Source organism: Pararhodobacter aggregans, assembly GCF_003075525.1.
Taxonomy (GTDB): Bacteria; Pseudomonadota; Alphaproteobacteria; order Rhodobacterales; family Rhodobacteraceae; genus Pararhodobacter; species Pararhodobacter aggregans.
The window spans coordinates 621,138-645,358 of sequence record NZ_QDDR01000001.1; the positions used below are offsets into that span (position 1 = coordinate 621,138).

24 protein-coding genes are annotated in these 24,221 nt (G+C 68.7%); 11 read left to right on the top strand and 13 right to left on the bottom strand.

What is annotated here, in order from left to right:
* The first annotated feature begins 100 nt into the window (after positions 1-100).
* Complete coding sequence (locus DDE23_RS03085) at positions 101-487, top strand: cupin domain-containing protein (protein WP_107749905.1); 387 nt, start codon at positions 101-103, stop codon at positions 485-487.
* A 34-nt stretch (positions 488-521) separates the two neighbouring features.
* On the opposite strand, the gene DDE23_RS03090 is transcribed toward DDE23_RS03085, so the two are convergent.
* Together DDE23_RS03090 and mepK are read right to left on the bottom strand one after the other, a co-directional pair.
* On the bottom strand, positions 522-1,817 hold the full coding sequence (locus DDE23_RS03090) for an HlyC/CorC family transporter (RefSeq protein ID WP_107749906.1): 1,296 nt from the start codon (positions 1,815-1,817) through the stop codon (positions 522-524).
* A 139-nt stretch (positions 1,818-1,956) separates the two neighbouring features.
* Positions 1,957-2,526 (bottom strand): peptidoglycan L,D-endopeptidase MepK, encoded by a 570-nt coding sequence (mepK, locus tag DDE23_RS03095; RefSeq protein ID WP_107749907.1) that lies wholly within the window; start codon positions 2,524-2,526, stop codon positions 1,957-1,959.
* 531 nt (positions 2,527-3,057) lie between these two features.
* On the opposite strand from mepK, the gene DDE23_RS03100 reads away from it, so the two are divergent.
* Genes DDE23_RS03100 through DDE23_RS03115 form a run of 4 tightly spaced genes read left to right on the top strand, consistent with a single transcriptional unit; the run spans position 3,058 to position 7,324 of the window.
* Entirely contained in the window at positions 3,058-4,668 is a 1,611-nt protein-coding gene (locus tag DDE23_RS03100; protein WP_238149882.1) for a L,D-transpeptidase family protein, read from the top strand.
* Between the two features lie 43 nt (positions 4,669-4,711).
* Positions 4,712-5,815, top strand: a complete 1,104-nt coding sequence (lpxD, locus tag DDE23_RS03105; RefSeq protein WP_107749908.1) for a UDP-3-O-(3-hydroxymyristoyl)glucosamine N-acyltransferase — start codon at positions 4,712-4,714, stop codon at positions 5,813-5,815.
* Between the two features lie 15 nt (positions 5,816-5,830).
* Positions 5,831-6,115: an acyl carrier protein gene (locus DDE23_RS03110; protein ID WP_107749909.1), complete on the top strand. Its 285-nt coding sequence runs from the start codon at positions 5,831-5,833 to the stop codon at positions 6,113-6,115.
* 3 nt (positions 6,116-6,118) lie between these two features.
* Positions 6,119-7,324, top strand: a complete 1,206-nt coding sequence (locus tag DDE23_RS03115) for a beta-ketoacyl-[acyl-carrier-protein] synthase family protein (protein WP_107749910.1) — start codon at positions 6,119-6,121, stop codon at positions 7,322-7,324.
* A 9-nt stretch (positions 7,325-7,333) separates the two neighbouring features.
* Here the strand turns inward: DDE23_RS03115 and DDE23_RS03120 are convergent, their stop codons facing one another.
* The 3 genes from DDE23_RS03120 to DDE23_RS03130 all read right to left on the bottom strand — a co-directional run bounded on the left by DDE23_RS03120 (position 7,334) and on the right by DDE23_RS03130 (position 11,317).
* Entirely contained in the window at positions 7,334-7,951 is a 618-nt protein-coding gene (locus tag DDE23_RS03120; protein ID WP_107749911.1) for an invasion associated locus B family protein, read from the bottom strand.
* 310 nt (positions 7,952-8,261) lie between these two features.
* On the bottom strand, positions 8,262-9,479 hold the full coding sequence (locus DDE23_RS03125) for an MFS transporter (RefSeq protein WP_238149883.1): 1,218 nt from the start codon (positions 9,477-9,479) through the stop codon (positions 8,262-8,264).
* A gap of 449 nt (positions 9,480-9,928) precedes the next feature.
* Entirely contained in the window at positions 9,929-11,317 is a 1,389-nt protein-coding gene (locus DDE23_RS03130) for a diguanylate cyclase (protein ID WP_107749912.1), read from the bottom strand.
* A 136-nt stretch (positions 11,318-11,453) separates the two neighbouring features.
* Here DDE23_RS03130 and DDE23_RS03135 point away from each other — a divergent pair, with 136 nt between their 5' ends.
* The 4 genes from DDE23_RS03135 (at position 11,454) to DDE23_RS03150 (ending at position 14,159) form a co-directional block, all read left to right on the top strand.
* Positions 11,454-11,732, top strand: a complete 279-nt coding sequence (locus DDE23_RS03135; protein WP_107750229.1) for a DUF3572 domain-containing protein — start codon at positions 11,454-11,456, stop codon at positions 11,730-11,732.
* Positions 11,733-11,734: 2 nt separating this feature from the next.
* Positions 11,735-12,421 carry an HAD family hydrolase gene (locus tag DDE23_RS03140; protein ID WP_107750230.1) on the top strand — a complete coding sequence of 229 codons (687 nt, stop codon included), beginning with the start codon at positions 11,735-11,737 and terminating at the stop codon, positions 12,419-12,421.
* 65 nt (positions 12,422-12,486) lie between these two features.
* Positions 12,487-13,116: a heme NO-binding domain-containing protein gene (locus DDE23_RS03145; protein ID WP_107749913.1), complete on the top strand. Its 630-nt coding sequence runs from the start codon at positions 12,487-12,489 to the stop codon at positions 13,114-13,116.
* Positions 13,113-14,159 carry a diguanylate cyclase domain-containing protein gene (locus tag DDE23_RS03150; protein ID WP_107749914.1) on the top strand — a complete coding sequence of 349 codons (1,047 nt, stop codon included), beginning with the start codon at positions 13,113-13,115 and terminating at the stop codon, positions 14,157-14,159. Before DDE23_RS03145 ends, DDE23_RS03150 begins: the two co-directional genes overlap by 4 nt.
* Here the strand turns inward: DDE23_RS03150 and DDE23_RS03155 are convergent.
* The 8 genes from DDE23_RS03155 to DDE23_RS03190 form a co-directional block, all read right to left on the bottom strand.
* Positions 14,146-15,312 carry a M24 family metallopeptidase gene (locus tag DDE23_RS03155; RefSeq protein ID WP_107749915.1) on the bottom strand — a complete coding sequence of 389 codons (1,167 nt, stop codon included), beginning with the start codon at positions 15,310-15,312 and terminating at the stop codon, positions 14,146-14,148. The genes DDE23_RS03150 and DDE23_RS03155 overlap by 14 nt on opposite strands.
* A gap of 182 nt (positions 15,313-15,494) precedes the next feature.
* Positions 15,495-15,932, bottom strand: a complete 438-nt coding sequence (gene dtd, locus DDE23_RS03160) for a D-aminoacyl-tRNA deacylase (protein ID WP_107749916.1) — start codon at positions 15,930-15,932, stop codon at positions 15,495-15,497.
* Entirely contained in the window at positions 15,932-17,110 is a 1,179-nt protein-coding gene (locus tag DDE23_RS03165; protein WP_238149884.1) for a TFIIB-type zinc ribbon-containing protein, read from the bottom strand. Before DDE23_RS03165 ends, dtd begins: the two co-directional genes overlap by 1 nt.
* Before the next feature lie 6 nt (positions 17,111-17,116).
* The gene (locus tag DDE23_RS03170) at positions 17,117-18,244 is read right to left on the bottom strand and encodes an SPFH domain-containing protein (protein ID WP_107749917.1); all 1,128 of its coding nucleotides are present in this window, start codon (positions 18,242-18,244) and stop codon (positions 17,117-17,119) included.
* 35 nt (positions 18,245-18,279) lie between these two features.
* Entirely contained in the window at positions 18,280-19,233 is a 954-nt protein-coding gene (locus DDE23_RS03175) for a DUF2927 domain-containing protein (RefSeq protein WP_107749918.1), read from the bottom strand.
* Positions 19,211-20,377, bottom strand: coding sequence for a toxic anion resistance protein (locus DDE23_RS03180; RefSeq protein WP_107749919.1), 1,167 nt, complete (start codon positions 20,375-20,377; stop codon positions 19,211-19,213). The genes DDE23_RS03175 and DDE23_RS03180 overlap by 23 nt, the downstream gene beginning before the upstream one ends.
* On the bottom strand, positions 20,370-21,359 hold the full coding sequence (locus DDE23_RS03185) for a 5-bromo-4-chloroindolyl phosphate hydrolysis family protein (protein WP_107749920.1): 990 nt from the start codon (positions 21,357-21,359) through the stop codon (positions 20,370-20,372). The genes DDE23_RS03180 and DDE23_RS03185 overlap by 8 nt, the downstream gene beginning before the upstream one ends.
* Positions 21,360-21,551: 192 nt before the next feature.
* Positions 21,552-22,592: a pseudouridine synthase gene (locus DDE23_RS03190; protein ID WP_107749921.1), complete on the bottom strand. Its 1,041-nt coding sequence runs from the start codon at positions 22,590-22,592 to the stop codon at positions 21,552-21,554.
* Positions 22,593-22,711: 119 nt separating this feature from the next.
* On the opposite strand from DDE23_RS03190, the gene DDE23_RS03195 reads away from it, so the two are divergent.
* Positions 22,712-23,146, top strand: a complete 435-nt coding sequence (locus DDE23_RS03195; RefSeq protein ID WP_107749922.1) for a nucleoside deaminase — start codon at positions 22,712-22,714, stop codon at positions 23,144-23,146.
* 288 nt (positions 23,147-23,434) lie between these two features.
* Positions 23,435-24,172 carry a hypothetical protein gene (locus DDE23_RS03200; RefSeq protein ID WP_107749923.1) on the top strand — a complete coding sequence of 246 codons (738 nt, stop codon included), beginning with the start codon at positions 23,435-23,437 and terminating at the stop codon, positions 24,170-24,172.
* Positions 24,173-24,221: the final 49 nt, after the last annotated feature.

Below are 24,221 nucleotides of genomic sequence, written 5' to 3' on the forward strand. Positions count from 1 at the left end.
GGGCACGGCCCCAGCCCCCGGGTTTCAGGATCGCGTGAGCGGGCTCTTGACCGGCGGGGCGGGGGATCCGATCCTGCCCGGCGCTGCACAGGAGGCCCGCATGACCCGCCGCGATTTCGACCCTGCCGAGGTCCTGCCCGATGGCCGCCCGGCCGCCTCGGCCCGGCTCTTCGATCCGGCGGGCGGCGGTCCCTGGCGCGGGGTGGTCGAGGGGGCGGCGCTGGCCGGGCCGGTCACGGTGCTCGCCTATGGCACGGACCAGCCGGGCGAGGGGCCGCCCTGGCATGTCCATCCCTATGACGAGACCTTCGTCGTGCTCGAGGGCCGGGCGCGGTTCTTCGTGGGGGAGGCGGTGATCGAGGCTGCGGCGGGAAGCGTGCTGCTGGGCCCCCGCGGCGTGCCGCACCGGTTCGAGAACCTCGGGCCCGGGCGCCTGCAGACGCTCGACATCCATCACGCGCCGCGCTGGATCCAGACCAACCTCTGAGGCCGCGGGGTAGGGTGGGCGATTCGCCCACCCCTCACATGGCGCGGATGCGCAGCCGGGTCAGGCGGTTCTCCAGCCGTTCGACCACGGTGAAGCGGAAGCCGTGGAACTGGAACACCTGCCCCGCCTCGGGGATCAGTTGCGCCTCGTGGATCACCAGCCCGGCGACGGTATTCGCCTCCTCGTCGGGCAGCGACCAGTCCATCGCCCGGTTCAGGTCACGGATCGTCATCGTGCCGTCGATCTCGATCGCGCCCGAATCGAGGCGGGTGATCGGGTCCTCGGTCGGCAGGTCGTGTTCGTCGACGATCTCGCCCACGATCTCCTCGAGGATGTCCTCGAGCGTGATGAGCCCCTGCAGCGCGCCGTATTCGTCGATCACCAGGCCGAAGTGGCGCCGCTGCTGCAGGAATTGCTGCATCTGTTCGTCCAGCGGCGTGGTGTCGGGCACGAAATAGGGCTCGCGCGCGACCGAAGCGATGTCGAGCTTGTCGACGGCCGAGAAATCGCCCTTCGCCTCGGTCACCAGGCGATGGACCTCACGCATCAGGTCGCGGACATGGATCACGCCGACGATGTTTTCCGGGTCGTCCTTCCAGGCGGGCAGGCGCGAATGCGGCGAATTGACCGAGAGGGCGATGATCTCGGCCGGGGGGGCGGCGAGGTTCACCGTCTCCAGCTGCGAGCGGTGCAGCATCACCTCCTCGACCGTGCGATGGCCGAGGTCGAGCGCGCCCAGCAGCCGGTCGCGGTCCTGCTTGTCGACCGTGCCCTCGGAATGGCCCAGCGCCAGCGTGCCGGCGATCTCCTCGTGATACGAAAGGATCGCGCTGTCGGGATCGGTGCGCACGCCGACCAGCGCCAGCAGGGCCCGCACCAGCATCCGCACCGCCGTCACGATCGGCGCGAAGACCAGCACGATCAGCCGGATCGGCCGGGCAACCAGCGAGGCCGCGGTCTCGGGGTTGGTGATGGCATAGGTCTTGGGCATCACCTCGGCGAAGATGAGCAGCAGCAGCGTCATCACCAGCGTGGCCAGCGCCACGCCCGAATCGCCGAAGAGCCGGGTAAACAGCGCGGTGGCCAGCGAGGCCGAGAGGATGTTGACCAGGTTGTTGCCCAGAAGCACCGAGCCGATCAGCCTTTCGCTGTCCTCGGTGATCTTGAGCGCGGTCTCGGCGCCCGAGGAGCCACGGTCGGCCAGCGCGCGCAATTTGGCGCGCGATGAAGCGGTGAGCGCGGTCTCGCTGCCCGAGAAGAAGGCGGAAAGCACGATCAGCGCCAGAATGGCGCCGATGGTCAGCCAGAAGGAGGTGTCGAGAACGGGCATGATCCGATGAATGTTGGGAAGCCCTCAATCTAGGGTGCCGGGGGGGGGCTGCGCAAGGTCGCGCGGCACAACAAAAAAACGACGCCCCGCGACCGGGAGGGCGCGGGGCGTCGTGTGACGGGCTGACGATCTGGACGGATCAGCCGCCCCAGCTGCGGACCGGGCCGCAATCCATGTGGGTGAAGTTCGAGCGCGAGTAGCGGCCGACGCCCCCGGCGTTGCAGGCGAGCGCCGCGCGGGCGACCTGGCTGACCGAGCGGTTGCTCATCCGCACATCGGCGGCCTGACCGACCATGTGGCGCGAATTGCGGGCCACGCCCGAGGACCGCGCACGCAGCATGGCGTTGGTTTCGGGCGAACGGTAGCCCGAGAGCAGCATATAGGGTTCCGAGACGTCGAGCAGGTTATGCGCGGCGGCGAGGATATCGACGGTGCGGGTGTCGATCAGATGCTCGCGGTCGTTGCGCCAGTCGCGGAAGAAGCGGTTCACTTCGGCCAGCACTTCGGGGATGTATTCGCCGTCGACCCAGTAGATCGTGTCCAGCGTTTCGCCCGAATGGCCCGAGTACATGCGGAGGCGGCGGATGTCGCCCGCGCCACGGTTGAAGCCGAAGGCTTTCGACATGGTCGGAGCGGCGGTTACGGCGGTCGCGGCGAAGATGCCAAGCAGCGAACGCCGGGAAAAACCGGTCTCAGCCGAGGAAGTCATCGTTGTCCTGTCCCATCCCAAGTTCAGTTGAGAGCCTTTGCGGCTTATGGTCATGAGCATTCCCCTTCTGGGTTGCGCCGCGCTGGGGCGGTCACCGGGGGCTGTGCATCACGAAGATATTTTCCTGTCTGATGCTTCTATGCCACAACGATGTCGTTATCCCAAGCGCGGATTCGGGTGGTTCCCTGGACTGAGGACAAAATAGGCGGGAATCTGCTGAAATTCCCTTAAGGTGCCCAAAAATCTTTTGTTAACATGTCGCTGCACGCGGACCTTCATGTGGATAACGCGGTCCCGAGGGGGCCTCTGACAGGCTCCGAGGCAAGAATTCCGGGCGCGCCGCATCGCGGCACGGAACCGGATCGGGGGCAGGCGCGTTGGGCCGGGAATCGGGTGTGTCTCGACATTGTGAATCGACCCCAAATCTGCAATCTTGGCACAATTCCGTGAACTTACGGGTGTCGGGATACGACACACGCGCAACAACAGCCGGGCGACAGATCCCGGCGAACCTCTGAACGGGAGACAGCGATGCAAACGATGCGACGGACCTCGACGGGCATGCGGGCGGCGCTGACGGCGCTGACGCTGGGCATGGGCGCCGCGGCTCCTGCGCTGGTCACGCTGATGGCGCCTTCGCCCGCGGTGGCGCAGCAATTCCCCGCCTTCCGCCAGGCGCTGGCCGAGGGCGTGGCCGAGAATCGCGAGCTGGCGGCCTTCTACCGCGAGAACGGCTATCAGGCGATCTGGACCGGGGCCGAGGATGCGGCGCGCCGCACCGCGCTGGTTTCGGCGCTCAGCCGCGCCGCCGAGCATGGCCTGCCCGAAGCCCGCTACGACCTGCCCGGCCTGATCGCCGCCTTCGAGGCCGTCGAGACCGAGCGGGACCGTGGTCTGCTGGAGGCCCGCGCCTCGATGACCTTCCTGCAATATGCCCGCGACATCCATTCGGGCGTGCTGGAGCCGCAGGCGCTGATCCCCGATATCGTCCGTGTCCTGCCGCGTCCCGATCCGACCGAACTGATGCGCGACTTCACCAGCGGCGAGCCGGTCAGCTTCATCCGCAACCTGGCGCCCTCGTCGCCGGAATACGCGCGGCTCTACCGCGCCCGGCAGGAACTGGTGCAGACCATCGCCGAGGGCGGCTGGGGCCCGCAGGTGCAGGCGGGCAGCCTGCGTCCGGGCGACCGCGGCGAGGCCGTGATCCAGCTGCGCAACCGGCTGATCGCCCAGGGCTTCCTGCCGCGCATCGCCACCGCCAGCTATGACAGCCTGATGCAGCAGGCGGTACAGGAATTCCAGGAATCGGTCGGCATCGACGCCGACGGCATCGCCGGAAGCGCGACCATCCGGGCGATCAATGTCGACCCGCAGGAGCGTCTGCGCGCCATCACCGTGGCGCTGGAGCGCGAGCGCTGGCTGAACATCCCCCGCGGCGACCGCCATATCTGGGTGAACCTCACCGATTTCGTCGCCCGCATCGTCGATTTCGACCAGGTGACCTTCGAGACCCGGGCCGTCGTCGGCTCGCGCAGCAACCAGACGCCCGAATTCTCGGACGAGATGGAATACATGGAGATCAACCCCGACTGGACGCTGCCGCGGTCGATCATCGGGGAATACTGGGGCGCGCTGTCGTCGGGCGGCGCCAACCACCTGCAATTCGTCGACGGCGCGGGCCGGGTTGTGCCGCGCGAATACGTCAACGTCGCCGCCTACACGCCCCAGACCCTGCCGTTCGAGGTTCGCCAGCCGCCGGGGCCAGGCAACGCCCTGGGCGAAATCAAGTTCATGTTCCCCAACCAATACGCGATCTACCTGCACGACACGCCCTCGCGCTCGCTCTTCGCGCAGGATACGCGGGCCTTCTCGCATGGGTGCATCCGGCTGCAGGACCCGCGTGAATTCGCCTATGCGCTGCTCGCCCCGCAGGAAGCCGATCCGGTGACCTATTACCACGCGATCCAGCGCACCGGCCGTCAGACCCGCGTGCCGCTGATCGACCATGTGCCGGTGCATTTGGTCTATCGCACGGCCTATACCTCGGTCACCGGGCGCATGCAGTACCGCGCCGATGTCTATGGCCGCGACGCGACCCTCTATAACGCGCTGGTCAACGCCGGGGTGGAAGTGGGGGCCTGAGTGCCGTACACCGGGGGAACGTCCTGACCGGAGTTCCCCCCACATGCCGCACAAGGTTTCCGAGATCGCCGCCGCGCTGGGCGCGGATTATGCCGGATCCGGTGACCTGACGGTGACAGGGGCCGCCGAGCCAGCCTCGGCCGGCCCCTTCGATCTGGCGATGGCCATGGATCCCCGCTTCGCCGAGGGCATCGCCAAGGGCCGCGCCCGGGCGGCGATCCTTTGGGCCGGGGCCGACTGGCAGGCGCTGGGCCTGCAGGCGGCGATCTTCGCCCCCCGCGCCCGGCTCGCCATGGCCCGGCTCACCCAGGTCTTCGATCCCGGCCCCGGGCTGCTGCCGGGTATTTCGCCCCTTGCCTCGATCCATCCCAGCGCCGAGATCGGCGAGGATGTCGCCATCGGCCCCTTCACCGTCATCGGCCCCGACGCCCGGATCGGCCCACGCTCGCGCATCGCCGAGCAGGTCTCCATCGGCGCGGGCGCGGTGATCGGCGCGGATGCGCTGATCCTGCCCGGGGTCAGGATCGGCGCCCGGGTGACCATCGGGGCGCGCTTCATCGGCCAGCCGGGCTGCGTGATCGGCGGCGACGGTTTCAGCTTCGTGACGGAAGAGCGCTCGCGCGTCGAGGAAGCCCGCGCCACGCTGGGCAAACCCGGCGAGACCAAGCCGCAATCCTGGCTGCGCATCCATTCGCTGGGCGCGGTGAGCATCGGCGACGATGTCGAGGTCGGCGCGAACAGCTCCATCGACCGCGGCACGATCCGCGACACCCGGATCGGCCGGGGCACCAAGCTCGACAGCCTCGTGCAGGTCGGCCACAACGTGGTGGTGGGCGAGGATTGCCTGCTGTGCGGGCAATGCGGGGTGGCGGGGTCGACCCGGATCGGCGACCGCGTGGTCCTGGGCGGGCAGGTCGGCGTCGTCGACAACATCTTCGTCGGCGATGACGTGGTGGTGGGCGGCGGCTCGATCGTGAGCTCGAACGCCCCCGCGGGCCGCGTGCTGATGGGTTTTCCGGCAGTGCGCATGGATCAGCATGTCGAGATCTACAAAGCCAGCCGCCGTTTGCCGAGAATCCTCACCCAAATCGCCGAGCTTCAGAAAACTGTCGCACGTCTCATGGAGAAGGGGCCGAAAGGCTCTTGATCGGGAGATGACAGGATGGACGGCAGTTTTGTGGCGCTCGGAGACGGGCTGCATCGCCGCGTGATCGCGATTCTGGCCGCGCAGGCGCTGCGCGAGCCTTCGGGGCTGACCCGCGAGATGAGTCTCGAAAGCCTGGGCATCGACTCCTTGGGCATGGCCGAGATCCTTTTCGCCATCGAAGAGGCCTTCGAGGTGCAGGTGCCCTTCAACGCCAACGAACCCGGCGCGACGATGGACCTGAGCACCGTGGGCGCGATCTGCGACGCGGTCGAGGCGCTGGTGGCCGCGGACCGGGCCTGAGCCATGGCCCGGCGCGTGGCGATCACCGGCGCGGGAAGCGTCAACGCGCTGGCCCTCGATGTGCCCGGCACCTTCGCCGCGCTGACAGCAGGGCGGGTGGCGATCGGTCCGCTCGAGTTCGAGGATGTCGAGCGGCTGACGGTGCGGATCGGCGGCCAGATCCGGGATTGGGACGCCGAGGCGCGGCATGGGCGGCAGGAGCTGGCGCTCTATGACCGCGCCGTGCAATTCGCGCTGGAGGCAGGGCGGCAGGCCGTGGCGCAATCCGGGCTCTCGCTGACGCCGGACGAGGCGCTCAGGGCGGGCGTGGTCATGGGGACGGGTGGCGGCGGCTACACGACCATCGACGACAGCTATCGCGCGGTCCTGTCGCAGGGCAAGAACCGGGTCCACCCCTTCACCATCCCCCGGCTGATGCATGCCGCCGCCGCCGCGCATCTGGCCATGCGCCACGGGCTGAAGGGCCCGGCCTTCACCGTCTCGACCGCCTGCGCCAGTTCCAACCACGCCATGGGGCAGGCCTTCCAGATGATCCGCTCGGGTGGCGCCGATGTCATGCTGGCGGGCGGGGCGGAGGCCACGCTCTGCTTCGGCGGGCTCAAGGCCTGGGAGGGGCTGCGCGTCATGTCGCCCGACGGCTGCCGCCCCTTTTCAGCCGACCGCAACGGCATGGTGCAGGGCGAGGGCGCGGCGGTCTTCGTCTTCGAGGATTGGGACCGCGCCACGGCGCGCGGCGCGCGGATCCTGGCCGAGGTGGCGGGCTTCGCCATGACCTCGGACGCGGGCGATATCGTCATGCCCGACCCCGACGGCGCGGTGCGGGCCATGCAGGGGGCGCTGGAGGATGCCGGGATGGCGCCGGCCGAGGTCGGCTACATCAACGCCCATGGCACCGGCACCGCGGTCAATGACCGCTCCGAGGCGCAGGCGATCCGCCGGGTCTTTGCCGCACCGCCGCCGGTCAGCTCCACCAAGTCGATGCACGGCCATCTGCTGGGCGCGGCCGGGGCGGTGGAGTTGCTGGCGGTGCTGCTGGCACTGGGCGAGGGGGTGATCGCCCCCACCGCCGGATGGACCACCGAGGATCCCGAGGTGCTGGGCCTCGACGTGGTGCCGAATGTGGCGCGCCGCGCCCGGGTGGACGCGGCGCTGAGCAATGCGTTCGCCTTCGGCGGCCTGAACGCCTGTCTGGCGCTCAGGCGGGCCTGAGGACGAGGGTTACTGGCCGGAGCGGGCGGCGGCGGCGGCCTCGGACAGGCGGGTCTGCAGGTCGTCATAGGCGGCGGTGAACCCGGCCAGCGAGACGTTGACCCGGATCGGCTGGTCGATGGCCACGAAGGGCGCGATCATGATCGTCGCCGAGGAGCCGGATTTCATGCTGTCGACTTCCTCGACCGAGAGGCCCATGCGGACCACGCAGCCGACCACGGTGCAGACGCGGAAGCCCTCGACCCGCATCTGGCCATCGGCGGGCTCGGTGCCGACGTAGAAGCCCATCCCGGTCGGCAGGAAGGTCTCCAAGGGCGTGGTCACCGTGGCGCCGGCGGCGAATTCCGCGCCCAGCGGCAGGGCGGCGATGCTGATCTCGGCGATCGGGTTGTTGGTCTGGTCGGTGAGCAGCTGGTACATCTCGCATTGCTGCGGCTGGCCCTCGACCTCGGGCGAACAGACGATCTGCCAGTCGCGATGGGTCGCGGCCACAACCGGCGCGCCCTGTTCGGGGGCGGCGGTGGCCGGAGCGGCCGGAGCGGCGGTCGTCGTGTCCTGCGCCAGCGCGGGCGCGGCCAGCAGGGCGGCGCCGAAAAGGCCCGAAAGCAGGGCGGAACGGAGGGTCATGGAAGCATCCTCTGGTGCGTGACTGTCGGCCTTGGGCCTAGCATGAAGCCGGGGGCAAGTCAGGGGGAAATCACCCGCCGGACGGGGCGATGACAAAAAAGCGAAAGGGGCCCGCAAGCTGGACCCCTTCCGACTTTTTTGCTCCCTGTCGGACTGGCCGACTTATTGAACCCGACGCTATGGACAAAAACTTCATGCGTCAACAGGAAATCAACGGTCCGTGATCAGGCCGCCGCACGGGGCGACAAGTCTCTGAAAGCGGGTGATTTTTCGGGCAAGCTGACGATTTCGGCAGCGGTTTCGGTCTGGCTCAGGCGGCGCGGGGGCGCATCGCCAGCCAGATCAGCGCACCGCCCGCCAGCACCAGGAAGGGCAGCATGGCGACATTGACCAGCTGCCAGCCGGTTTCCACGTTCGAGCCCGAACAATTCATCAACTGGCCCGAACTGATCGAGGCCAGCGTGACGCCGCCGAAGACGATGGCGTCGTTGACGCCCTGGATCGTGCCGCGCTCGGCCTGGGTATGCGACCGCGCCAGCATCGTCGTGCCGCCGATGAAGCCGAAGTTCCAGCCGATGCCCAGAAGGACCAGCGCGATGAAGAAATGCTCGAGCTCGACGCCCGACAGCGCCACCGCGCCGGATCCCGCCAGGATCACGAGGCCCGCGGCGATGATCTTCTCGACCCCGAAACGGGCGATCAGATGCCCGGTGAAGAACGAGGGCGCATACATCGCCAGCACATGGGCCGAGACGATATCGGCCGCGTTCGAGGTCTGGAACCCGCAGCCCACCACCGCCAGCGGCGTCGAGGTCATGACCAGGTTCATCAGCGCGTAGCTGACCGTGGCGCAGATGATGGCGACGGCGATCACCGGCTCGCGCAAGAGCTGCATCCGGCTGCGGCCCTCGCGCGGGGTGCCCTTGGGGGCCAGGACCGGGCGCGGGATGTCGAGGAAGGCAAAGAGCCACATGCCGATGAGGTTCAGCACGATGACGCCGAAATAGGTGCCGAGGAAGGGCACGACCATGGAGTCGGCCGTGACCTTGACCAGCTGCGGCCCGATCACCGCGCTCAACAGGCCGCCGGCCATGACATAGCTGATCGCCTTGGGCTTGTAGCCATCGGACGCGGTATCGGTCGCGGCGAAGCGGTAGAAGCCCTGGGCCGACATGTAGACCCCGGTGAAGAGCGCGCCGATGACGAACAGCATGAACGAGCCGTTCAGCAGCCCCAGCGCCCCGATCGCCGCGCCCAGCGCGCCCGCCAGCGACCCCAGCACGAAGCCCTGCCGCCGCCCGCGCCGCTGCATGAAGGCCGACATCGGCGCGGCCGAGAGCATCGAGCCCAGCACGCTGGCCGAAATGGGCAGCGTGGCCCAGCAGGGGTTGGGCGCCAGCGATTGCCCGGCCAGACCCGCGGTGGTGAAGATCATCGGCATCTGCGCGCCGAGAATGGCCTGGGCCGCCACCAAGACGGTGACATTGCGCTTGGCGCGCCGGTCGTCGGAGAGGGGCATCGTGCTCATGCCGATGGCGTAGCGCGGGCTCCGGGGGAAGGGAAGTGAAAATGTTCACAGTTGAAGTTTTGTCGCGGGTGGCGGGTTGGGGGCAAAGCGGCGGGAGGCACGCTCCCACCCGCCCGCCCCGCGCGCCTCCCGCCGCGGAGAGGACGGTGTGCGTGGCAGCGCCGGGGGTTTCACACCCCCGGACCCCCGTGGGATATTTGCGGAACAAAGAAAGGGGCAGGTCGCCCCTGGTCTCATCTTTGCGCCTCAAATATCCACGGGGATTTTCAAGGGGGGCGTGCCCCCCTTGAAGCAGGGGGTGCGGGGGGCGGCAGCCCCCCGCTCTTTGCGTTCTCTGGGGGCGGCAGCCGTCCGCTTGCGGTCGCCTGAGGGCACAGAGGGCGAAACCGCTCCGACGTCCAAAGGCCACCGCTCTGCCGGGGAGGATCCCGCTCTGGCCCGCCGTCGCCTCAGGCGGCGCTGGCGATCGTCACCTGGTTGCGGCCCTCGGCCTTGGCGCTCATCAGCGCGCAATCGGCGCGGTTCAGCGCCTCGCGGGCGGGGGATTCCTCGCCGGGGCCATGCGGCGCGGGGCCCATGGCCAGGCCCACCGAGATCGTCACCGCGACCGAGCCGCGGCCGTCGGGCAGCGGCACGGGCTCGTCGCCGACCACGCGGCACAGGCGTTCCGCGGCGAGGCGCGCGGAGCCCAGCGTCGCGTCGGGCAGGGCCACGAGAAATTCCTCGCCGCCGATCCTCGCCACCAGATCCGAGGGGCGCAGGTTGTTGCGCAGCCGGGTCGCCACCGTTTCCAGCACCGCGTCGCCCGCGACATGGCCGAAGGTGTCGTTCACCGATTTGAAGCGGTCGAGGTCCAGCACCATGATCGCATAGCGCCGTCCCTGTTCGGCGGCGCGGCTGGCGATCCGGTCCAGATGGGCCAGCGCGTAGCGGCGGTTGTAGAGCCCGGTCAGCGGGTCGGTCACCGCCAGCCGCAGCCCGGTGTTCACCGCCCGCCTGAGCTGGTCGGCGCGGCGCTTGCGGGTCACGTGCAGCGTGATGCGCAGCGCGGTTTCCTGCGGGTCGAGCGGCAGCGTCAGCAGGTCCGAGGCGCCGAGATCGAGCGCCATGGCGGCGATGTCGGGATCGGCCTCGGGCAGGACCAGGGCGATGGCGGCGTGGCGGCTGGCTTCGCGTGCCCGCAGATCCGCCACCAGCCGCTGGCCCGAGCCATGGCTGCCCAGATCGGCGGCGATCAGGTAGAAATCCGGGATCGCGCCCTGCGGCATGTCGCTGAGCGCGGCATTGGGGGTCATCACCGCCAGCCGTTCCTGCACATGCGGCGCGAGCGCCGCGCGCCATGCCATGGCGATGGCGGGCTCGGCGGCGACCAGCGCCACCCGGCCGGGCATGGCGAAGACGGACTCGCCCTCGGCCAGGTCCAGATCGCCCCAGGTTTCCGAGCGCAGGCGAAGCTCCGCCTCGGTCTCGCGCGCCCTGAGGAGCGCCCGGATCCGGGCCAGCAGGATCACCTCGTTCAAAGGCTTGGTCAGGAATTCGTCGGCGCCTGCCTCCAGCGCGCTGAGCCGCGCCCGGCGGTCGTTCGAGGCGGTGATGATTACCACCGGGATATGCGTCGTGGTCGGGTCGGCGCGCAGCTGGCGGCAGACCTCGATCCCCGAGATATCGGGCAGGACCATGTCGAGGAGAATGAGCTTCGGCTGTTCGGTCCGGGCCACGGCCAGCGCCTCGGCCCCTGTCGCGGCCTGCAGCGTTTCATAGCAGGCCGCGTTCAGCTTGACCTTGAGTATGATCCGGTTGGTGGCCAGATCGTCGACGATGAGTATTCTGCCTGACATCGATGCTATCCTGCCTGTGCCCGCCCCGGTCATTTCGCTTGATCCCGGTGATCCGGGGGCTTAGCTGAAACGATAGCCTAACAATGGTTAACGAAACCTTTCATCCAGCAAACTTGTGCGCGAGATTCTGATTTTCATGAGGCAAGAAGACGCCGAAATTGTGGCCGCGACCCTGCTCGCCTGGCTGACCGGGGATTCCGAGCGGCTGGGCAGCTTTCTGGGCTGGTCGGGCGAGTCGCCCGACTCGCTCCGGTCGCGCCTCTCGGACCCGGGCCTGCTGCTGGCGGTGCTGGAATTCATCATGGGTGACGAAGCCCTCTTGCTCGAGGCCTGCCGGGTGCTCAATCTGCCGCCGGAAACCCCCGGCCGGGCACGCGCGGCGCTGCCCGGCGGCGCAGAGATGCATTGGACCTGATGATGAAGGGCATTCGCGGCATCCTTTTCGACAAGGACGGCACGCTGTTTGATTTTCAGGCGACCTGGGGCGCCTGGGCGCGGCAGCTTCTGGGCGAACTCTCGGGCGGCGACCCGGCCCGCGCCGCGGCGATGGCCGAGGCGATGGCCTTCGACCTGGACCGCGGGCGTTTCCGGCCGGAATCGCCGGTGATCGCCGGCACCGGCCGCGAGGTGGCCGAACTGCTGGCGCCGCTCGCGGGCCTGACGGCCGATGCGCTGGAGGCCCGGATCGCCCGCGCCGCGGCCGAGGCGCCGCTGGCCGAGGCGGTGCCGCTCAGGGCGCTGCTGGAGCGGTTGCGCGGGGCGGGCCTGAAGCTGGGCGTCGCCACCAATGATTTCGAATCCGTGGCCCGGCAGCACGTGGCCGGGGTGATCGAGCTTTTCGATTTCGTCGCGGGCTTCGATTCCGGCCATGGCGGCAAGCCCGAGCCGGGGATGCTGCTGGCTTTCGCCCGGACCGCCGGGCTCGCACCCTCGGCGGTGCTGATGGTCGGCGATTCCCGGCATGACCTGATCGCCGGACGCCGCGCGGGCATGGCGACGCTGGCGGTGCTGACCGGCGTGGCCGAGGCCGCGGATCTGGCCGACCTTGCCGATGCGGTGCGCCCCGATATCGGCCATCTGCCGGCGCTGCTCGACCTGGCCTGAGGCCGTTTGCAATTTGTTAACGCATTCACGCGACTCTCAGGGGCGGTGGAGTACGGGGACTGGGAATGCATGGTCTGGTCAACAAGGCGTTGCAGAGTTTCATCAGCGATGCCTTCGGCGGCGTGGTCTGGCACGACGTGGCGCAACACTCGGGAATCACGCAGCTTCTGGGTGCGGACGGTTTCGAGGCGATGCAAAGCTATGACGATTCCCTGACGGAATCGGTGATCGAGGCCGCCGTCATCCTGCTGCGCCGTCCGCGCGATTCGCTGCTCGAGGATCTGGGGACCTACCTCATTTCCCACGAGCGGATGGAGCCGCTGCGCCGCCTGCTGCGCTTCGGCGGGGTCAGCTTCACCGATTTCCTCTATTCGCTGGACGAATTGCAGGGCCGCAGCCATCTGGCGGTCCCCGATCTGGCGCTGCCCGATCTCGTCATCAGCGAGGCCGGGCCGGACAGTTTCCTGCTGACCTGCACCGGCGGGCCGCTTGGCTTCGGCCATGTCATGGTCGGCATCCTGCGGGCGCTGGCGGACGATTACGGGGCGCTCGTGGTGCTGGAACATCGCGGGATGCAGCGGGCCGACCGGGCGGACGGCACCCCCGGCACGGTCGACCTGATCGGGATCGAGGTGCATGATCCGGCCTATCACGCCGGCAGACGCTTCGACCTCGCCACCGAGGCGGCACAATGATGGAGGGGGATCTGCGCCAACCCGGCTTTCACCTCGGCCCCGGCGCGCTGGGGCAATTGATGCCAATGTATCTGTCGCTCGACTCCGCCTGCCGCATCCGCGGCGCCGGGCCGACGCTGCTGAAACTGATGGGCGAGGGGGCGATCGGCAAGCCGCTGGAGGAGGTCTTCACCCTGCGCAAACCCCGCAACGCGGCGCAGGCCAGCGTCCTGTTGCGCGCGCAGCGCCTGCAGATGTCGCTGCGCGGCACCCCCGCCACCACGTTCAAGGGCACCGCGGTGCCGCTTCTGGGCGACGGGGTGCTGCTGAACCTCTCCTTCGGCTTCGGCGTCAGGGATGCGGTGCGCGAACACGGGCTTTCTGCCACCGATTTCGCCGATACCGACCTCGCCATCGAACTTCTCTACCTCTACGAGGCCAAGACCGCCGTCATGGGCGAACTGACCCGCATGGCCGACCGGCTGCGCGGCGCCCGCGTCCGGGCCGAGGAACAGGCGGCGACCGATCCGCTGACCGGCCTCGGCAACCGCCGGGCGATGGAGGCGGCGCTGGACCGCCTGCTGCGCGGGGGCGAGGGCTTCGCGCTGCTGCATATCGACCTCGATTACTTCAAGCAGGTCAACGATACGCTCGGCCATTCCGCGGGCGATCATGTCCTGGCCGAAGTCGCCTCGCGGCTGCGGCGCAGTGTCCGCGCGGGCGATCTGGTGGCGCGGGTGGGGGGCGACGAATTCGTCATCCTGCTGGCCGGAGTCCTCGACCGCGCGGCGCTGGCCCGGGTCGGCGCCACGATCTACGACCACATGCGCCTGACCATCACCCATGAGGGGCACCCCTGTCCCGTCGGCCTGTCGATCGGCGCCGTGCTGGTCGGGCCGGGCAGCGACCAGGGCGAGGCAGCGCTCGTCTCGCTGGCCGATCTGGCGCTCTATGCTTCGAAACGGGCCGGACGCGGGCGCATGATGCTGTGGAACGCCGATCAGTCGGTGTCGCAGGAACTGGCCCGTGCCGATGGGGCCGAACGGCGGATCATGACCGGATGAACAGCGCGCCGGGCAGGGTGCTCAGCTTCTCGACCCCGGTCTCGGTGATCAGGATCGGTTCGGTGATCTCGATCCCGCCATCGTCGAGCCAGAGCGCCGGCATGAAATGCAGCGTCATGCCCGGCTGCAGGGGCGTCAGATCCCCGCGGCGCAGCGACAGCGTGCGCTCGCCCCAGTCCGGCGGATAGCTGAGGCCGATGGAATAGCCGGTGCGGCTGTCCTTGCGGAACCCGTGCCGCCCCAGCGTGTCGTAGAAGGCGATCGCCATGTCCTCGCAGGTATTGCCCGGCCGGGCCCTGGCCAGCGCCGCCTCGGTCGCCTCCTGCACCGCGGTCTCGGCCCGCCGGTAGGTGGCGGGCGGCTCGCCGAAGAACAGCGTGCGCGATTGCGGGCAATGATAGCGCCGGTAAACCCCGGCGATCTCGAAGAAATGCGCCTCGCCCCGCTGCATCGGCCGGTCGTCCCAGGTCAGATGCGGCGCCGTCGCGTCCATGCCCGAGGGCGCCATCGGCACGATCGCCGGGTAATCCCCCCAATGCCCGCCCGCGCCCGTCGCCCCGGCATGCAGGATCTCGGCCACCAGCCGGTTCTTGGGCAGCCCGGGCTCCGCCACCTCCAGGATGCGCTTGTGCATCGCCTCGACGATGCCCGCGGCGCGCCGCATCCGGGCGATTTCCGCGGGCGATTTCACCAGCCGCTGCCAGTTCACCAGCCCCGTGGCATCGGCCAGGTCCAGATGATCGGCCAGCACGGCATGGGCCTTGGCCGAATAATAGTAATTGTCCATCTCGACGCCGACGCGCCCGCCAGCCCAGCCCTGATCGCGGATCAGCGCGGCCAGCACCTCCATCGGGTGCTTGTCCGGGTTCTGCACATAGCTGTCGTCATAGCCATGGATCGCCTCCTCGCCCATCCAGACCGTGCGCCGGGCGCCTGCCGCATCCATGCCGCGCCCCCACCAGAGCGGCGGGCCGGAAGGCCCGATCACCACCCCCTGATGCACATAGAAGGACCAGCCGTCATAGCCGGTGGCCCAGGCCATGTTCGACGGATCGCTGACGATCAGCGCCACGAGGCCCTGCGCCGCCATCGCCACCCGGATCCGCGCCAGCCGCGCCTCGTATTCACTCAGGGAAAAATCGGTCTCGTCCATGGCACCCCCTCGGTCATGCCCGAGTGTGGCACGCCAGAGACGCGCCACCAAACCCGATCTTTGTTCCCCAAATATCCACGGGGTTTCCAAAGGGGGGCGTGCCCCCCTTTGGCGAGGGGGCGCGGGGGGCGAGCAGCCCCCCGCCTTTGTCGCCCGCAGGCGTCAGCCCAGGGCGAAACCGCTCAGAGGTCCAGCCAGATGGTCATCGGCCCGTCATTGACCAGCGAGACCTGCATCTCCGCCCCGAAGACCCCGCGCCCGACCGTCACGCCGCGCGCGGCCAGCGTCGCCGCGAAATGCTCATAAAGCGCGCGACCCAGATCGGGCGGGGCGGCGGCGGAAAACCCGGGGCGGTTCCCGCGCGAGGTATCGGCGGCCAGGGTAAATTGCGACACGACCAGCGCGCCGCCCCCGACATCGGTCAGCGAGCGGTTGGTCTTGCCCGCCTCGTCCCGAAAGATCCGCAGTTTCAGGATCTTGTCCGCCAGGGCCTCGGCCTTTGCCGTGTCGTCGCCCTGCATGGCGCAGACCAGGATCATCAGCCCCGGACCGCAGGCGCCGACGATCTCGGCCTCGACCGCGACCGAGGCCGAGGTCACCCGTTGCACCAGCGCGCGCATCAGCGGCCCTGCGTCACATAGAGGACGACGCCCGCCACGATCAGTGCCACGACCACGGCGCCGGCGATCTTCCAGGCCGACCAGGGCCGCTCGCCCTGCACCTTGCCGGTCTGGCCGTTGACGATGAAGCGGTAGGATTTGTCGCGGTAGCGATAGGCCGCCATCCAGATCGGCAGGAGGACGTGCTTGAACTTCTCGTTGTCGTGGTCGGTATCGACCGAATGCACCCGCTGCTCATCGCCGCCGATGTCGCGGCGCACGTCCTGGCGGATCACCTCGTCCATGCGCTGGACGCCGATCACATGCCCCTCGGGCAGCTGCACCGTATAGCCCTCGGCCCGGAAACCCGACAGGTATTGCGGGTTGTAGGGGGCGAGTTCGCCCAGCATCCAGGGCTCCAGCGCATGGGCGAAATTGCGCGGCAGCGATTGCGAGGCCATGACCAGCATGTCGCGAAAATCCCGCGCGACGCGGCCAGACACCGGCGTCCAGCGGATCCGGCGCACCCGTTCCGTCTCGGTCTTGCCGTTGCGGGTGACGGTGCGCGTCTCGTAATAGGCGTCGCCCCGCTCGCCGCGGTAGCGGCTGCGCGTGTCGGCGTCGAAGGACCAATAGGGCACATAGAGCCCGTCCAGCCGCGAGCCGTCCGAGCGCGCGTAATCCTTCAGCTTGTTCGGCGCGAACCACAGCCGCCCCAGCCAGCCGCGCATCGCGTCATGCGCCTCGCGTTCGGTCAGCTTGAAGGGCAGCACGGCGCCCGGCTTGATCTGCCGTTGCGTCCCGGTGTCGGTGACGACCGGCGAGCCGCAGAACGGGCATTGCGCCGCGTGCTGGGCGGGGTCGAATTCCACCTGCGCCCCGCAGTTCGAGCAGCTGAGGACCCGGTGTTCCTCCATCGCCTGCGGCGGCAGGTGATTGGCCAGCGCTTCGCGCAGGTCATAGGCTTCGAGCGCCGTCTCGCGTTCGCCCTCGGAATAGGGGATGTCCTGTTCGTGGCCGCAATACTGGCAGGTCAGCCGCCGCTGCCCCGGCGCGAAACGCAGCTGGGCGCCGCAATTCTCGCAGGGAAAGCGGTGCTCGTCGCTGCCCGCGGGCTCAGGGGCGGGCGCAGGGGGTGTCGGTTGCCCCCAGGGCGCCGCGCCGGGCGGCGGCGGGGGCGTGTCGTCGCTGGGGCACATGGCGGCTTACCCCGCGGGCGGGGGCGGGGGCGGCATCGCGGCGAAGAGGGACGCCAGCGCCGGCACCTCGCCCGCCTTGGCCCAGCCGGCCATGCCCTGCGTCCAGACCATCGTGTCGCGGTCGAACTGCCCGGAGCCCATCATCTGCTGCAGCGCGGCCGTGCCGAAGGGGCCGGTGGTCTGCCCGTCCTTGGCGACGTGGAACTGCGCCGCGGCGGGCGGAGGCGGAGGCGGCGGGGCGGCACCGGCGGGCGCCTGGTTGCCCTGCTGGCCCCCCATGCCGCCCATCGCATTGGCCATGGCCTGCGCCATGCCCATCCCCATCCCCATGCCCATCCCGGCGCCCATGGCGTTGTCGCCCCCGGCACTGGCCGCGTTCTGCATCGCCTGCGCGGCCGAGAACTGGGTGTATTTGTTCAGATCGCCGACGATCCCCATCGACGAGCGCTGGTCGAGCACCTTCTCGACCTCGGGCGGCAGGGAGATGTTCTCGATATAGAGTTCCGGCATCGACAGGCCGTATTCGGTCAGCGTCGGCTGGATCGCATCGCCGACGATCTTGGACAGGTCCTGCGTGTTCGCCGCCATGTCGAGCGCGGGGATGCCCGAGGCCGCCAGCGACTGGCTGACCTTCTGCACCACGATGTTGCGGATCTGGCCCGAGATCTCGTCCTGGGTGAACTCGCCATCGGTGCCGACGATCTCGGTCATGAACTTGGCCGGGTCGGTCACGCGGATCGTGTAGCTGCCGAAGGCCCTGAGGCGCAGCGCCCCGAATTCCGGGTCGCGCAGCATGATCGGGTTCTGCGTGCCCCATTTCAGACCGGGGAAGCGCCGGGTGTTGACGAAATAGACCTCGGACTTGAAGGGCGACTTGAAGCCGTGGTCCCAGTGCTGCAGCGCCGTCATGATCGGCATGTTGTTGGTTTCAAGCTCGTAGAGCCCGGGGCCGAAGATATCGGCCAGCTGGCCTTCATGGATGAAGACGGCGGCCTGCCCCTCGCGCACGGTCAGCTTGGCGCCCATCATGATGTTGTTGCCGTAGCGCTCGAAGCGGTAGACGAGTGTGTCCCGGCTGTCGTCGAGCCACTCGATGACATCGATGAACTGGCCCTTGAGGAAGCTGAAAACCATGGGTCACTCCTGCGGAAATGCTTTCAAATCTGCGGTCAACTTGCACCCGCCACCAGTTCGGACGCAATGGAAAAGATGATCGGGCGGGCTTCACGTTCTGTCATGCCGGGGCGCAGGCGGGGGTCGTAATGGATCTGCAGCAGCAGCAGGTCCAGATCGGTCAGCAGCGCGAATTCCTGATCGTCGTTGAAGATCGAGGGCCGCGCGCGGCCCGAATCCGCGGCCAGTCCCAGGCCCTGGCTCAGTTCTTCGTGATAGCAGGCGAGCCGCGTCAGGTCGGGGTGTTCGGCGCGGATCACCGCCACCGCCTCGGTATAGGCAGCCGAGCCGTCGCGGGCAAAGGCCATGGCCAGGCAGAAGGTCTCGCGCGGCATGTCGGTGATCAGCCGCACGGCCCGCTCGTCGATGCCGGGGATCAGGGTGCGGATGCGCTGGCCCGCCTCCTGGCGTTCGGATTCCGACAGCACCAGGACGTGGAAATTCCCCGAACTGTCGCCCAGGGGCGCCACCGTGATCGGATGGTTCGCGGCGGTGCCCATCCGGGCGGCCAGCGCGCGGACGTCCTGATAGTCGCGCACCCGCGTCGCGCGCCCGGTCGAGGCGCCGAATTCGAGGCTGTAGCGCACCGGCACCTCCCAGCGGCGCAGCACGCTGGCGCTGCTGGTGTCGGGGGTGGCGAGTTCGTTGTTGAGGGCGATGGCGATATAGGTCTCGGCCAGCCGCGCCGGGGTCACGACGACGTCCTGCGCCCCGGGATCGGTGCGCATCAGGCCGCGGGCGCGGCGTTCGTCCTCGATCCGGGTGTAATAGGCGCGCATATCGGCCGACCTTGGGTCAACCGGCAGCACCTCGGCCGGGCGTTGCGGGGCGGCGCTGGGGCCGGGCGCCGGTTCCCCCCGCTGCAGCGCGGTGCAGCCCGCGGCGAGGGCCGCGGTCAGCATCAGCGCAAAGAGGGCGGCGGCCCGCTCAGGCCGCCGGGTTGTCGCCACGCGCCTTCGCCGCGGCGAGCGAGTCGCGCAGTTCGGCCTCCATCTTGCGCAGTTCTTCCTCGGCGGCGGCGCGCTTTGCCTTGCCCTCGTCGGCGATCTGCAGGCTGTCCTGGATCGTGGCGATCAGGCTTTCGTTGGCGTGCTTGACGGCCTCGATGTCGAAGACCCCGCGCTCCATCTGCTCGCGCACCACGCGGTTCGTCTCGCGCAGGTTGTCGGCGTTCTTGGTCAGCAGTTCGTTGGTCAGATCGTTCGCCGCGCGGATCGATTCCGCCGCCTCTTTCGAACGCTGGATGGTCAGCGCCTGGGCCAGCTGAGTCTCCCACAGCGGCACGGTGTTGACCAGCGTCGAGTTGATCTTGGTCACCAGCGACTTGTCGTTTTCCTGCACCAGCCGGATCGAGGGCAGGGATTGCATCGTCACCTGACGGGTCAGTTTCAGGTCATGCACCCGGCGCTCCAGATCGTCGCGGGCGGCGCGCAGATCGCGCAGTTCCTGCGCCACGACGATCTTCTGGTCTTCCGAGGCGGCCTCGACTTCGGCCATCTTGGCGGGGATGGTGGTGGCGTCGAGGTCTTTCAGCTTTTCTTCGCCCGCGGCGATGTAGAGCGCCAGTTCCTGATAGAAGTCGAGGGTCTTTTCATAGAGCAGATCCAGCGACTTGATGTCTTTCAGCAGCACCGTCTCATGGCCGAGCAGGGTCTCGGTGATCTTGTCGATCTGGCCCTGCACCGTTTCGTAACGGGCCATGAAATTGGCCAGCGGCGCCGCCTTGCCGGTCAGGCGTTCCCACCAGCTGCGCTCGCGCCGGGTGTCCAGCTCGCTGACCGAAAAGCCGCGGATCGTGGTGACGATCTGGCGCAGGCTGTCGCCCGCGGGGCCCACGTCCTTGTTGCGCACATCGTCCAGCATCGCCTGGCTGATGGTCTGCAATTCCAGCTGCGCGCGCGAGCCGAAGCCGATGATCGACGAGGTTTCCGTCATGTCGATCTCGTTCATCCGGCTGCGGATGGCCTCGGCCACCGGCGCATCGGCCTGTTCGATGGGGACGAGTTCGCCGACCGGCTCGGGCAGGCGCAGCGCGGTCGCTTCCTGGATGGCGGTCGTCAGTTGCGTGGCCTGCTGGCGAACGTCGTCAGACATCGGGGTTTCCTTTCACGGGGACTTTCGTCTGGTTCTGAAATGCCGGAGAGAGCGGGTCAATGGCGGGATTGGCCGGGGGCAGGGCGGGGCGCAGCCCCTCGCGTTCAAGGCGTTCGCGCAGCACGTCGATCTCGATCTCCATCGCCTGGCGGTCGGAATCGCGCAAAGTCTCGGTGCGCAGCATGAAATTCTCTTCCAGATCGTCCAGAAGGTCGAGGTAATCCTTGCGCGCGCCGGGATCGCGCTGGCGCTCGTAGACCTCGACGAACTTGACCGTCGCGTCGCGGGCACCCTGCAGATAGACGCTGAGATAGCGCCGGGCGGCGGTCAGGTTCTGCGGATCGTCCTCGACTGCGCGCAGCAACTCGCGGACATGCGACTGGAAGCGGGTGAGCCGGGCCTCCAGATCGCGGTCGCGGGCGCGCAGCATGGCGTCGGACATGGCGCGCAGATAGGCCTCGGCGCCTTCGACGGCCCGGGCCACGCGGTCGGTCTGGAATTCGTCGACCCCTTCCATCCCCTTGCTGGTCAAGGGATCGGGGCCAAAGGCGGTGAGATGCAGCGCGCCGCCGATCAGGCCCAGCACCACCGGCACCGCCATGCCATAGGCGCTGCCGACACCGGCCAGCGCCAGGCCCAGCCCCATCGCGACAGAACCGAAGATCTTGCGCGGGATGGCCGGGCGGCGGGCGACGCGGCGCTGGTCATAGGCGTCCTGGGCGATCACCCCCTCGCGCGTCAGCCAGGCCGAGAACATCAACAGCGCGAAGACCCCCAGATGCTGCGCCATGCCCGCGGGATCGCGGAAAAACGCGCTGAACGCCCAGAGGAAGGGCATCACGAACAGCAGGTTCACGCGAAAGCCGGCCGGATGGCGGCGGGCCCGCTGGCGGCGCGCGGAACGGGGCGCGGGCGCTGTGCGCTCGTTCTCCGGGCGCGGATCGCCGCCGGGGCTGTTGGGGCCGCCATAGCGTCGTGCCATGCTCAGCCCCCCACGACCCAGGCGTAGACGAGAAGCGCGATCAGCAGCGCATAGGCGGTTTTCTGCAAGCCGGTGGTGGTCACGTCCGTTTCCCTGTCGTTACCCGGTGGGGAGGCCTTAGCCCCCAGATATAGGGCGTGTTATGGAAACTATAAGACAGCTGTCGGGCGAATGGAAAGCGCCGATGGCGGGTCAGCCGCGGGGCTTGGGCCGACCTTTGGGCGCATCGCCTGTCGGGCGGGCAGATTTGGTACCCCAGGATTTCGGCTTGGCCGGTTCGCCATCGGGGCCCTTGCGCCCGCCGTGGGACTTCATCCCCCAGGAGACGCGCTGCGGCTTGCCATCCTCGCCCACCGGCGTCCTGGTCGGGGCGCGGCCGGGTTTGGCGGGCGCTTTCGGCGCGCTCTTGGCGGGCGGGGCAGGGGGCGCGGCGCGGCCCTCGGCCACATCGTCCGCCGCAAGGCCCAGCTGGTCGCGCAGCACCCGCGGACGCAGTTCCTCGACCGCGCCGGGCTCCAGATTGCCCAGCTGGAACGGGCCATAGGCGGTACGGATCAGCCGGTTCACCGTCAGCCCGACCGTATCCAGCGCGCGGCGGATCTCGCGGTTGCGGCCCTCGCGGATGCCGACGGTCAGCCAGGCGTTGGCGCCCTGCTGGCGGTCGACATTGACCATCATCGGCTGGAATTTCTCGCCGTCGATGGTCACGCCCAGCTTCAGGGGGGCCAGCATCGCCTCGGTCGGGGTGCCGTTCACCCGCACCCGGTACTTGCGCAGCCAGCCGGTCGAGGGCAATTCGAGCCGCCGCTTCAAATCCCCGTCATTGGTCAGCAGCAGGAGGCCTTCGGAATTGAGGTCGAGCCGCCCGACCGACAGCACGCGCCCCAGTTCGGGCGGCAGGGTCTCGAACACCGTGGCGCGGCCCTTTTCGTCCTTCTCCGAGGTCACCAGGCCCAGGGGCTTGTGATAGAGCCAGACGCGCGTCGGCTCCTTGGCGCCCAGCGGCTGGCCATCGACGGTGATCTTGTCGCGCGGCGTCACGTTCAGCGCCGGGCTGTCGATGATCGTGCCGTTGACCGAAACCCGGCCCTCGGCGATCAGCGTCTCGGCCGCGCGGCGCGAGGCGACACCGGCGCGGGCCAGCACCTTGGCGATGCGCTCGCCCGCCCGTTTGTCGCCCTGGGGCAGGGCGGTGGCGGCAGGACGGGGGGGGGGCTTGGGCGTCAGGGTCATCGGGTTCCGGGAAAGGGTCTGGGCTTGCATGGGCTTGCATGGGGGCGCGCAAGCGGGCATCCAGTCCCATCAACCGCGTTGCGCCCGCCATGTCAATGAAGCCCGTTCCTGTCAGCCCCATGCAGATCGCCCTCGACGAGGCGCGGGCGGCCGCCCTCCGGGGCGAGGTGCCTGTCGGCGCGGTGGTGGTGGACCCCTCGGGACGCATCGTGGCGCAGGCCGGCAACCGCACGCGCGAGCTGTCCGACCCCACCGCGCATGCCGAGGTGCTGGCGCTGCGCGCGGCCTGCGCCGCAGCGGGCAGCGAGCGGCTGCCGGGCCACGCGCTGTGGGTCACGCTCGAACCCTGCCCGATGTGCGCCGCCGCCATCGGCTTTGCCCGCATCGCCCGGCTGTACTACGGGGCCTCGGACCCCAAGTCGGGCGGCGTGGCGCAGGCGCCGCGGGTCTATACCCATCCGCAGTGCCATCATGCGCCCGAGGTCTATGACGGGATCGCCGAGGACGAGGCCGCGCGATTGTTGCGTGACTTCTTTACCACCCTGCGGCGATGAATGTCTGACCTTTCACGCACTACAAATGCCGCCCCGCAGAGCAACGGGCGCAAATTGTGGACGAGATCTTAAGAAAATCCCTAAAATTCGAGCGTTTGTGGCCCGTTCTGAGAAAGTGGATTGCGCGATTTCGGCAAATTCAGTAGATTTGCAGGCAAAACAATAAACCGAGGCACAGGCAGAAACGCGTTCCCGGCTGGGCGCAGGCACAGGGTGAGCCCCGGGGCCTGCAGTCTGCCGCTACGGGTGGTTCGCTGCACTCCTCGGAAAAAAGGCAGAGCAGGCACCATGTTTGACCGGTCACGGGCCAAGGGCCCCATCCGCCGCGATGCGTCCGATTCCGGGCGTTCGCTCTCGGTTCGCGCGCTATGGGGCGGGCTTGCCGCGCTGGCCCTTCTGGCGGGATGTTCGCAGGAGGCGGGCGATCAGGCGGCTGGCGGCCTCAACCGTTTCTTCAACTCCACCAACCACCCGGGGATGGAGACGCTGGAGAACACGGTCGAGTTCACCATTGTCCAGCCCTCGCGCGCCATGGTCAACGCGCCCGAGGCGCTGCTGGTCTTCGAGCGCAACCTCAACGGCGCCATAGAGCAACGGATCATCCTGCCGAACGCCACCGCGGTCCGGGGTGACAACCTGCTGCATATCCGCGCCCAGACCGGCCGCAGCGCCGAGCTGACTCGCTTTGACTTCGACGAGATGCGGGCCCGCTTCGGCGGCCTGCCGCCGCCCTTCGAGCGGGTCTCGGCCTCGGGGCTGAACACCGGGTCGGACGCGCTGGGCAGCTATGTCTACGCCACCGAATCGGTGGGCGCGGGCACGCTTTGCGTGCTGGTGCTGCGGCGGATGGGGGTCGGCGCCCGGCCGCTGCCGCGCGGCACGCAGGCGCTCGACGTGATGATGCGCAATTGCGTCAACGGCTCGCTGGAGCAGGCGATGGAGCCGATGGGCGGGCGCGCCTTCGGGGTCGGCGGCGCCAGCGGCACGATCTACACGATGTCGCCGCATGCGGCGCCACAGGGCTGAGCCCGACACCCAAGTTCGGGAAGGTAAAGAGTTTTGCAGGGACAGGTGA

Coding starts and splice junctions, on each gene's coding strand:
- DDE23_RS03150 (WP_107749914.1), top strand. CDS start 13,113: ATGATGGAGGGGGATCTGCGCCAACCCGGCTTTCACCTCGGCCCCGGC.
- DDE23_RS03110 (WP_107749909.1), top strand. CDS start 5,831: ATGGACGGCAGTTTTGTGGCGCTCGGAGACGGGCTGCATCGCCGCGTG.
- DDE23_RS03155 (WP_107749915.1), bottom strand. CDS start 15,312: ATGGACGAGACCGATTTTTCCCTGAGTGAATACGAGGCGCGGCTGGCG.
- lpxD (WP_107749908.1), top strand. CDS start 4,712: ATGCCGCACAAGGTTTCCGAGATCGCCGCCGCGCTGGGCGCGGATTAT.
- DDE23_RS03195 (WP_107749922.1), top strand. CDS start 22,712: ATGCAGATCGCCCTCGACGAGGCGCGGGCGGCCGCCCTCCGGGGCGAG.
- dtd (WP_107749916.1), bottom strand. CDS start 15,932: ATGCGCGCGCTGGTGCAACGGGTGACCTCGGCCTCGGTCGCGGTCGAG.
- DDE23_RS03165 (WP_238149884.1), bottom strand. CDS start 17,110: ATGTGCCCCAGCGACGACACGCCCCCGCCGCCGCCCGGCGCGGCGCCC.
- DDE23_RS03185 (WP_107749920.1), bottom strand. CDS start 21,359: ATGGCACGACGCTATGGCGGCCCCAACAGCCCCGGCGGCGATCCGCGC.
- DDE23_RS03200 (WP_107749923.1), top strand. CDS start 23,435: ATGTTTGACCGGTCACGGGCCAAGGGCCCCATCCGCCGCGATGCGTCC.
- DDE23_RS03135 (WP_107750229.1), top strand. CDS start 11,454: ATGAGGCAAGAAGACGCCGAAATTGTGGCCGCGACCCTGCTCGCCTGG.
- mepK (WP_107749907.1), bottom strand. CDS start 2,526: ATGACTTCCTCGGCTGAGACCGGTTTTTCCCGGCGTTCGCTGCTTGGC.
- DDE23_RS03085 (WP_107749905.1), top strand. CDS start 101: ATGACCCGCCGCGATTTCGACCCTGCCGAGGTCCTGCCCGATGGCCGC.
- DDE23_RS03190 (WP_107749921.1), bottom strand. CDS start 22,592: ATGACCCTGACGCCCAAGCCCCCCCCCCGTCCTGCCGCCACCGCCCTG.
- DDE23_RS03125 (WP_238149883.1), bottom strand. CDS start 9,479: ATGAGCACGATGCCCCTCTCCGACGACCGGCGCGCCAAGCGCAATGTC.
- DDE23_RS03115 (WP_107749910.1), top strand. CDS start 6,119: ATGGCCCGGCGCGTGGCGATCACCGGCGCGGGAAGCGTCAACGCGCTG.
- DDE23_RS03145 (WP_107749913.1), top strand. CDS start 12,487: ATGCATGGTCTGGTCAACAAGGCGTTGCAGAGTTTCATCAGCGATGCC.
- DDE23_RS03120 (WP_107749911.1), bottom strand. CDS start 7,951: ATGACCCTCCGTTCCGCCCTGCTTTCGGGCCTTTTCGGCGCCGCCCTG.
- DDE23_RS03100 (WP_238149882.1), top strand. CDS start 3,058: ATGCAAACGATGCGACGGACCTCGACGGGCATGCGGGCGGCGCTGACG.
- DDE23_RS03130 (WP_107749912.1), bottom strand. CDS start 11,317: ATGTCAGGCAGAATACTCATCGTCGACGATCTGGCCACCAACCGGATC.
- DDE23_RS03090 (WP_107749906.1), bottom strand. CDS start 1,817: ATGCCCGTTCTCGACACCTCCTTCTGGCTGACCATCGGCGCCATTCTG.
- DDE23_RS03170 (WP_107749917.1), bottom strand. CDS start 18,244: ATGGTTTTCAGCTTCCTCAAGGGCCAGTTCATCGATGTCATCGAGTGG.
- DDE23_RS03180 (WP_107749919.1), bottom strand. CDS start 20,377: ATGTCTGACGACGTTCGCCAGCAGGCCACGCAACTGACGACCGCCATC.
- DDE23_RS03140 (WP_107750230.1), top strand. CDS start 11,735: ATGAAGGGCATTCGCGGCATCCTTTTCGACAAGGACGGCACGCTGTTT.